A 9,806-nucleotide genomic window follows, 5' to 3' on the forward strand; every position below is an offset into this window, starting at 1 on the left:
GCGAACTGGCGGAGTTCCCCGAACGTCGTCCTGACTTCCAGAGCCATTCCCTCACCCTTCGATCGAAGCAACCTGACTTGTCTCAGATGCGCGCGGTTACCGCCCGGCTCAGCTCGCTGACCGTCGGGTTGTCGAAGATCAACGCTACGTCCAGCTCGGTGCGCAGCTCCTGGTTCAGGATCGCCATGATCCGGATCGCGTCGACCGAATCGCCACCCAGATCGAAGAAGTCGTCCTCGTCGCCGAAATCGACGGACCCGTCGAGCACCCGCTTCCAGATCCCCCGCACCAGCTCGGGAACGTAGCCGTGGATTCCCGCACCGGCCGGCCGGCGGCCGTCACCGTCGTGGTCCGGATCCGCCTCGCCCACGTACTCGTCGACCAGCGCGCGGAGCGCCGCCACGACCTCGGACCCCTGGTCGGCTCGCACCGCGCGGAGCACGTGCGACAGGGCCGCGTCGAGTTCCTCGGCCGACGACGCACCGAGTGCGAGCGTCTCCTCCGCGCCCACCATCGCCCAGCGGCTCAACGCGAAGACGGCTCCGTCGCCATCGGACCGTCCGCCCGACCGACCCGTGCCCACGATGACGAGCCCACCGGACCCGCCCGCCGCACGGACCCGGCCCGCGAGACCCACCATGCCGGTCACCAGCAGCGCCACGGTGGCGTCGAACGCGGTGTCGACGTCGATCACCACGGCCTCGGCGTCGAGAGATCCCGGCTCCTCCTCGGCGAGGACGCGCGCGGACGCACGTGCCTTCGTCACGACGAGGTCGAGCGGGCGGACGCGGCCGTCGAGCCGCGCCTCCGCAGCGCCAGGGTCCCCCAGCGGCGAGGCAAGGCCACGGACGAGCCGGGCGAGCGCCTGCGCCGGAACCCGCTCCCCGACCCGGTCCGCGCGGTCCGCGCCACCGTCCTCGTGGGCACGCGCGTCGCCCGCCGGGTCGGCTTCCGCTTCGGCCGTCGGGACGAACCGTTCCTCGAGACCGCGAACCAACCGCGCGAGCAGCAGCTCGCCCCGGTCCTTCGGGAGGAACGCCTGCGCCGCGTCGATCGACAGTTCGACGTCGCCACCCGGCCGCTGGGTGAAGGTCACGGCGAGCGGGAACCGGACCACGTCGGTGGGCATCGACACCTCGTCGACCTGGTGGCCGCCCAGCGCGAACGCCTCGAGGTTATCCCACGACACCGTCACCGTGGGCGTCTGCACGCGACGGGTGACGTCGTGGAACACCTGGCGGAAGGTGAGGGAAGCGTGTTCGACCCCCGACATGACGGCGCCCTTGACCGAGGGGCGCGGGTCGTTCCCGGTCACCGGCCCCAGCCAGAACGGCGCCAGCACGGCACAGCTGCCGTACTCCACCACCGACGGCTTGGCGGGGAACGCGTAGAGGTGGTGACGTCCGAGCGTCTCATCGATGATCTCCGCCGCCGCCCGGAGAGCCTCGGCGAACGACGTCGACCGCTCGGAGCGGGCGTACGACGCGAGGCCCGCGCGCAGGCCCTGGGCGAGGCGGCCCGACACTCGGTAGCCACGACGGTCGAGGGTCCGCGCGTCGAACCCGGTCTCGAACGCCTCGTCCGGCAGGGCGTCCACCCACCGGGTCCAGTGCGCCCGGTCCCGTTGCCTGGAGTCCCGGTCGAACTCCGCCACCGGGGGGATCGCCAGCTCCTGGAGGGGTCTGCCCTGATAGCGCGCCGCCACGGAGTCGAGCAGTTCGGCGAATCGCATCCCGTCGAGGACGACGTGCGACGCGCGGAGGTTGACGAACACCCCGTTGGTCGACCGCTGGCAGGTCAGCCGGACGCCGCAGCGCGCGACCGGGTCGAGTGGTTCAGCGGACGACCTCACCCTGATGGCGGCCGCGAACTCCCCCACGGACTCCGCGACGCCGTCGATCAGTTGCCAGCTCCGGCGATGCGCCTCACCAAACGGCTCCACCCACCCGTCAACGCCATCCGTATTGACGCGTAGACGATAGGCAGGCTGCGCCTCGATGGTGTCGAGGTAGGCCCGCCGCAGTCGGTCGAGGTCGACTGCCGGGGAGATGAGGAAGGTGCGGTCGATGACGTACGCCTCGCGCGTCTCCGCGCTGATCTGACACGCGGCCCAGATCTCGCGGGCGGCTCGGCTGATCGAGACGGGAAAGGGATCCTGCGCCGCCGAACCGACGGGCTTCACCTCGTCCGCGCGGTGGGCCACCCCGGCATCGGGCTGGTGCACCGGCCGGGTGTCCGTACGGTCACCGCCGGACCCGCCCGGCGCCGCGTCGATCCTCCCGGCCGGTGCGGCCGGCCGGTCCGCCTTCTCGGCCGGCCGGTCCGCCGATGACGCCGCTTCAGCGGGGGTGCTCGCCAACCGCTCGCTGAGCCGGCCGAGCGCTCGCATCGTGTCGTTCCACGCCTGTCCCGGCGGCAGGAAGTCGACGAGACACGCGATGTCGGTCACGCCGAGCCGGGCGAGCTCGACGGTCAGCTTCGCCCACTCCTCTTCGGGGCCGACGAGCGACAGCCCGTCGCGTAGCCGATTCGCGGCCGTCTTCATCCGCGGCGCCCAGGTGTCCACCGAGACGAGTTCGGGGTTGTCGTGCGTGCTGCGGAAGGTGGCGAACATGTAGCGCTCGAGCGCTTCCAGGTTCCGCTGCTCTGTCGCCTCATCCGTGGAGACCGCGGCGTGGAGCAGGACCGTCACGTCTCCGCCGTCCGGCGGGAGCCCACCGTCGCGCCGGCCCTGCCGATAGCGTTCGAGGTTGCCGGTGAGCTGCGCCAGGTCCTGCTGGATCAGGTTGGTGAGCACTCCGCGCCCGGCCCGGCCCGCCTCGTAGAAGGAGTCGGGCGATCCCACGCACGCCTGCCAGAGTCGGAGATCGCTCAGCGGGCGCGGGTGCAGCCGGACCTCCGTGCGCTCGCCGGACTCTCCCTCGATGGCGAGCGCTTCGCCGCGCCAGAGACGCTCCAGCTGCGCGACGCGGGTCCGGAAGAGCGCACGGCGTTCGGCGTGGGTCCCCTCGGAGAGGACGAAGTCGCGCTTCATCCAGCCGGACGCCACACCGAGCCCGACCCGCCCGCCGGAGGCGACGTCGACCATCGCCCAGTCCTCCGCCACGGAGATCGCCGAGTGGAGCGGCAGCACACTGCTGCCCGCCCGAATGCCGATCCGCGAGGTGCGCATCGCGACCATGGCGCCGAGCACCGCCGGGTTCGGCGAGAACCCCGCGAAGTCGTCGAAGTGACGCTCGGGCAGCCAGACGTTCTCCAGGCCCTCGGCCTCGGCAGCCTCGACCAGGTCGAGCAGGCGCGAGTAGATGTCGTTCTCGCCGTTGGCCGCGAAGCCGAACAGCGCGAGGCTCACCGACGGGGACCGGCCGGTCCCGGGGCGGACCTCCGCGTCGCCGCCGCGGGCGAGCCGTTGCGTCGCGCCGGCGACCGCATCGAGGACGGCGCGGCGGACATCGGCCGTGTGGGCGGGAGACAGGAAGCAGTTGCCCGTCTCCGGTACGAGTACGCCTTCGGCGATCATCATTCGTCGGAACTCGTGGAACGCCTTCCCGCCGTACGCGAAGCTCGTCGAGGTCGCGGGCACGAAGCGGAAGAAGGACCCGGTGCCCAGCACGCGGACGCCGACGCCGGAGTCCTCCAGGACGCGCGCGATCGCCCCACGCAGGTCGTCGCCCGCGGCGTTGAGTTCGGCGAGTACGCCGGCGCCCTCCCGGGCAAGCTGCCGCAGCACCGCCCCTGCCGCGGCCACGGACAGCGGATGCTTCGCGTAGGTCCCCCCGGTGAACGACAGGCGGTCCGGGTCGGCGCGAACCTCGTCGGTCCAGGGCCCCCCGTCGATCAGGTCCATGATGTCGGCCCGGCCTGCCACGGCGGCCATCGGCAGACCGGCGGCGAGCGTCTTGCCGTAGGTCGCGAGGTCCGCACGGACGCCATAGATCCCCTGGAAGCCTCGCACGTGGAACCGGAACCCGGTGAGGACCTCGTCGAACACGAGAAGGGCGCCTGCCTTCTCGGTGAGGCTCCGCGCCGATCGCGCCAGCGACGCCAGGTCGGCATCCGGTGACTGGTTCAGCCGGGGCTCCATCACCACGGCGGCGACCTCCTCGCCGTGGGCGGCCATGAAGTCGGCCAGGTGCTGCTCGCTCACGGGCAGTACCCGGACATCTTCCGCGGCGCTCGGGGACACACCGGGGAAGGAAGGGGTCGCCAGGTGCTCGCGGCGCTTCCCCGGACGCGGGCTGAAGAGGGTGGAGTCGGAATGACCGTGGTAGGCGCCCTGCAGGAGAACGACGAGCGCCCGTCCCGTGTAGGCGCGGGCGAGGCGAATCGCGGTGAAGACCGCCTCGGTTCCGGTGACGCAGAAGTTCACCCGGTCCATCTGCGTCAGCTCGCAGAGCAGCTCAGCCACCTCTGCGGTCTGCGCGATCTCGGCGCCGATGTGAAGCCCGCGCTCGATCTGCCGCTCGACGGCTTCACGGACGAAGTCGGGATTGTGGCCGAAGAGGTGAGCGCCGTACCCCATCGTGAGGTCGATCAGCTTCCGCCCGTCGACATCCCACACGTGGGCGCCGCTCGACCGGTCGATCCAGATCGGATAGGACGCCGCGCGCTCCTCGTGCTCACGCTGGGCGATCTTCCGGTTGTTGCACAGATGCCCCTGGCTCCGCTGGCTGAGCGCCCGCGAAGCGACGGTGGCCGCGGTATAGGTCGCGCCCCGGTCCCGCTGGTGCCCGGGTCGTTCCACCGCCGGTGTCACCACCGCCTCCTGCACCTCACCGGTGCCGCCCTCGGCCGCAGGCGTCGACGACGGCCCACCCCTCACTGCCTCCGGCTCCGCGGCCACCGCACCACCGCCGGCCCGCGCCACCGACTCCGAAACCCAACGCCCGACAGCACGAACAGTCACCACGTCCTCAAGCAACTGCTGAACCGAAACATCAACCCCAAACCGCGACTTCACCTCACGCGACAACTCCACCAACACCAACGAATCAGCACCCAGATCCAACAACGGCACCGAACGATCAACCGACCCCGGATCGAACTCCAACAGCTGCTCCACAAGACCAGCCACCGCATTCTCGACGTCGCCGGCTCCGCCCCCCGAAACAGGCGCCGCCAGCGACCCACCACTCACCGCACCCGGATCCGGGGCCACCGCACCACCACCGCCGGCCCGAGCCACCGACTCCGAAACCCAACGCCCGACAGCACGAACAGTCACCACATCCTCAAGCAACTGCTGAACCGAAACATCAACCCCAAACCGCGACTTCACCTCACGCGACAACTCCACCAACACCAACGAATCAGCACCCAGATCCAACAACGGCACCGAACGATCAACCGACCCCGGATCGAACTCCAACAGCTGCTCCACAAGACCAGCCACGGCATCCTCAGTCCGCAATCGAACCCCTCCAGTCGCCTACGCACGAAAGCGTCAGCCGCCGAAGGCGCCTTAATGGGCCGCCTCACGCAGAGATTGTTGAGTCACCCGGTGCACCCTCGCAGCGAATCGCGCTCACGGTAGCACCCGCATCCACACTGCGGAACACTTCGCCCGCTGATGTCAGCGAACCCTCAGCGCCCTCCCAGGCGCCCCGACGTACAGTGTGGACACGGTGACGGAAATGATGTCCAACTATCCGAGCAAGGCGGTGAAGGTGCGCCAGCTGCTGCCGCCCGAGTTACCTCGCAGAAGGGCTGGTCGCCGGCCGGAAATGACCGGCGGAAGTCGCCAGCGCGCTCACACAATGGCCCACTGCCGCTACTGGGTGCTCATTGACCGCAACGGGCGAGATCTGATAAGCGGATTCGGCAGCGCGCCCCGTGGATGCGCTGAAGCGCAAAATCAACACCCCAGGGCATGTCCGGACAATATCGGCTCGACCAATCCCGCCGGCGACGGGTATCCGTGCGCCGGACATGCGTCCGGCAATCACCGGTTCGGCGCGGCAGGGGCGCCTGCCGCCCTTTCAACCACGGCGTTTCGGGCAGTTGGGGACACAGCGACATCGCGGCCAACCCCTTCCCCCGCCGGCCCGCAACACCAGTCGGCACGCCGTTCTCAGCGGGCCGCTCGGGCACTCTCATCCCAGCAGTGCGTCCGCGGGCTGCCCGGTAAGTGGTCAGCACGGGACAGGCCCCCGCGCCTGGGGGCGCGGGCCGAGCTCACCCGGGCCGGGAAACGATCGCGTGGGCATTCGTTCCGGAAAGGCCGAACGCGCTGACGCCCACGTTGTTCATCTCGTCCGGACGGTCGAAGTCGCCGAGCGTCGGTCGAATGTTGTGCTCTGCCCAGGGGATCAGCTCGCTGGGTTGACCCGCGCCCGTACTGCCGGGTGGACGCTGACTCTCCAGGACCTGGATCGCGACCATCAGGGACAGCAACCCTGATGCCGACTCAAGGTGCCCGAATCGAGGCTTGTTGGATCCGATGAGCAGAGGATGTTTGCGGTCCGCAGTGCGATAGGCCGCCGCGAGGGCGGCAACCTCGAGGGGATCCCCGAGCGGGGTCCCCGTTCCGTGCGCTTCGACGTAGTCGATCTCGGTGGCGTCGAGCCCGCTCATGCGCAGGGCGCGCTCGATCACGTCGCGCTGTGCTTTGGGATTGGGGACGGTAAGGCCCGCGGTGCGGCCGTCGTGGTTCACCGCGCAATGCACCCGCCCGAGCGAACGCGCCCCGAACCCATCGGCCGCGAGAACCACAGCCACGACACCCTCACCGATGGTGAATCCGTCTGCCCTCGCGTCGAACGCCCGACACCTGTCGGACTCCGAGAGCGCCCCTGTCACCGCCCGGATCATCTTTCCGAAATCGCTTCGCACCAGGTGACTCGCGATGACGAGTGCGAGATCGGCATCGCCGCCGACCAGCGCCATGATGCCGTGCCGGAGGGCGACCAGCCCGGAGGAGCACGTCGTGTCGACCTGCCAACTCGGACCACGCAGGTCGAACGTGTAGGAGACGCGGCCCGCAGCCGCTCCACGGACATTGCCGATGCCGAGATACGACCGATTTCTATCGGCGACCTTGTCCACGTCGAGCGTGTGCACGAAGTCGGATTCGCTCATCCCGACGAACACGCCGGTCTGGCTGCCGGCAAGGTCCGTCGGGCGGATGCCGGCGTCCTCCAGGGCGCGCTCGGCGCAGTCCAGGATCAGCAGGTGCTGCGGATCCATGACCCGGGCCTGACGTGGAGCGATCCGGAACCGGGTGAAGTCGGTCCGGAGTTCGTCGTCGGAGAAGACCGTGGCCCGGTCGCCGTGGTATTCGTCGTCGAACAATGCCGCGCCGAAATCCGCCCGGCTCCGCACACCCCCGGGAAGAAACATCGACGCTCCGACGACGTGCACGTTCATGTTTTCCCTCTCTGCCATCACCCCGGGCCGACCGTGGAAACCACCGAACGTCGCCCCTGGTTCACGCGCCGCGCCCGGTCGTTATCGCCGGATTGGATCGGTCACTCGCGAGCCTGGTCGCGTCGAGCTTCCCACTCAGCGTCAGCGGGATGCTCTCGAGCACGGCAAAGCCGCGTGGTATCGCCGCCACCGGCAATTCCTCCCGAAGGCGGCTGCGCAACGACTTCGCGTCCGGCGGGTTGGCCGGATCTGCCGGGATGATGAACGCGCGGAGACCCGTGGCGTCTTCGTGGACCACCACGGCGTTACGCACGTCCGGGAATCGCCGCAGCGCGGCCTCCACCTCGCCGAGTTCGATTCGCTGACCGTGAATCTTGATCTGACGATCGTTGCGCCCGAGAAACTCGATGTCGCCACTGGCGAGCCGGCGGACCGTGTCACCGGTTCGGTATGCGACCGCGGGTGGCGCACCGTCCCTGGACGGTCGGAGCCACGAGGGGAGCGGAACGAAACGGGCCCGGGTAGCGTCACGTGCCCCGAGGTAGCCCAGAGCCACGCACTCCCCCCAGACCAGGAGCTCACCTGTCTCACCTGGACGCACCGCACGCAGATCCTCGCCCACGACTTCGACCGACACCCCGTCGATCGGTTTGCCGAGCGGCACGTGAGCGCACGAGCGATGCTCCTCCCGGCGTGGACCGACAGCGTAGGTCAGCACTCCGATCGTTGTTTCGGACGGCCCGTAGTGGTTCAGCACCCTGCAGGTGCCATCTTGCGCCACCTGGTCGACGAGGTCCCAGCTCAGTGCCTCCCCACCGAAGATCATGAGCTTCCGAGGGAGGACGTCGCGAGCACCGTGGTCAAGGTGCACCGAAATGTGTGACGCCGTCGACTTGAGCACGTCGACCGAGTGCGCGCGCATGTAGCTTCCGAATGCCAGCGGGTCCATCATGGTGCGCTTGTCGACAAGGTGGACGGTGTCGCCCGAGACCAGTGCCGGAAAGATCGCCGTGTGACCGAGATCGGTCGCGAAACTGGTCACGCTGGCGCACGACAACGGAGCGTCTACCGCTCTGACCTGGTCAAGCACCGAGGAGAGGAACTGCGAGTAGTTGTTGAGGCCGCGATGAGGAACAGCCACTGACTTGGGCGCACCTGTCGTCCCTGAGGTGAAGACGATGTACGCGACATCATCGGCATCGGGCGAGGCCATCCCGGGGCCGGGGGTCACGTCCTCGAGCGCCGGGATCTGCAACGTCGGGACGCCTTCGGCAGCGTAGGCCGCCGCCGCGTCCGCCTCGACGACGAGCCACGTCGCGAGGGAAGCACGAATCTGTGCCCGGCGACGTTCAGACGCCTCGTCAACATCGATGACTGCGAACGGTGCCCCGAGCCACATCGCCGCGAGCGCCGTGACGATCTGTGAAGTTCCACGCCGGAGTGCGATGGCTGTGATGTCACCGTCGAGCACTCCGCAACGTTGCATCTCGCCCGCTGCCGATGCGACGCGCCGGACGAGCGCGCTGTAGGTCAGCGTCCCATCCTCCGTCACCAGCGCGGCACGCTGGGGATACCGTTGGGCATTCTGCACCAGCGACCGCATGATCCAACTCATCGTGATGAACCTACCGGTGGATCGGGCGCTCCTGTCAAGGAAGACGGTGGCCGTCGGACACCGGTCTCGAGCGGCATCACTACGTGGCGCGCCTGACTCCGTCACGCTGAAGGCGTGCGTGCGGGACCCGACTTCCGCGTCATCCACCAGGTGATCGCGGTGATGACGACAAGCCCAGACGGCGGCACCCCCATCGCACCCAGGTGGCCGGACCACACAAAAGGGACGGATCCGCGTTCCGCAGGTCAAGCCTTTTACGATCTTGTGCGCCCGCAGCGACTCGAACCCCTGACCTTCTGATCCGTAGGGTCGTGGTGTTCGTGTGCACGAACACCACGATGAGTAGCGGGCCCCCTCAGGTCACCAGGCTCCGGCGGTACGCGTACACCACGGCTTGCACCCGGTCGTCAGCAGGCCGGTGCCCCGGGCTGCTGACGACTCGGGCCGGCGCCACAGCGGTGCTGGTGGCGACGCTCACCCGATCTGGAGCTTCCCCGGGCGATCAACGCCCAGATCAACGCCCTGGTTGGGTTATTCGTGATGCTGGTCCTGGCGCCGCTCAACCCGCTGGCCGGTCCCACCCTCGTCAACGTCACATGCCAGAAGCAGGGCGACACCGTCTACGCCGAGGGCTACGTCAACAACTGGTGGTCGCGACTGCGGGACCAGAACGGCTTCATCTCCAACATCTTCATCAACCACCCGGCGCAGCAGCTACCAGGCGTACCCATCTGCTACAGATCTTGAATGGCCAGGTTCGTCCGATGTGGTCTGTGTGATGGCCTTGGGCTGGGGTAGATCGATGGGATGAGGTATCCCGATGGAG

General features: G+C 68.7%; 4 protein-coding genes. 1 reads left to right on the forward strand and 3 read right to left on the reverse strand.

The genetic code is table 11. The annotated features are described in order from the left end of the window. Positions 1–82: 82 nt before the first annotated feature. The 3 genes from V6U77_RS10270 to V6U77_RS10280 form a co-directional block, all read right to left on the reverse strand. On the reverse strand, positions 83–5,392 hold the full coding sequence (locus tag V6U77_RS10270) for a MupA/Atu3671 family FMN-dependent luciferase-like monooxygenase (RefSeq protein WP_334606025.1): 5,310 nt from the start codon (positions 5,390–5,392) through the stop codon (positions 83–85). Positions 5,393–6,174: 782 nt separating this feature from the next. Beyond that, positions 6,175–7,365: a beta-ketoacyl [acyl carrier protein] synthase domain-containing protein gene (locus V6U77_RS10275; protein ID WP_334606026.1), complete on the reverse strand. Its 1,191-nt coding sequence runs from the start codon at positions 7,363–7,365 to the stop codon at positions 6,175–6,177. A 61-nt stretch (positions 7,366–7,426) separates the two neighbouring features. Further along, positions 7,427–8,980 carry an amino acid adenylation domain-containing protein gene (locus V6U77_RS10280; RefSeq protein WP_334606027.1) on the reverse strand — a complete coding sequence of 518 codons (1,554 nt, stop codon included), beginning with the start codon at positions 8,978–8,980 and terminating at the stop codon, positions 7,427–7,429. A gap of 540 nt (positions 8,981–9,520) precedes the next feature. Between V6U77_RS10280 and V6U77_RS10285 the strand changes: the two genes are divergently transcribed. Then, the gene (locus V6U77_RS10285) at positions 9,521–9,727 is read left to right on the forward strand and encodes a hypothetical protein (RefSeq protein ID WP_334606028.1); all 207 of its coding nucleotides are present in this window, start codon (positions 9,521–9,523) and stop codon (positions 9,725–9,727) included. Positions 9,728–9,806: the final 79 nt, after the last annotated feature.

The organism is Micromonospora sp. CPCC 205546 (assembly GCF_036902715.1).
Taxonomy (GTDB): domain Bacteria; phylum Actinomycetota; class Actinomycetes; order Mycobacteriales; family Micromonosporaceae; genus Micromonospora.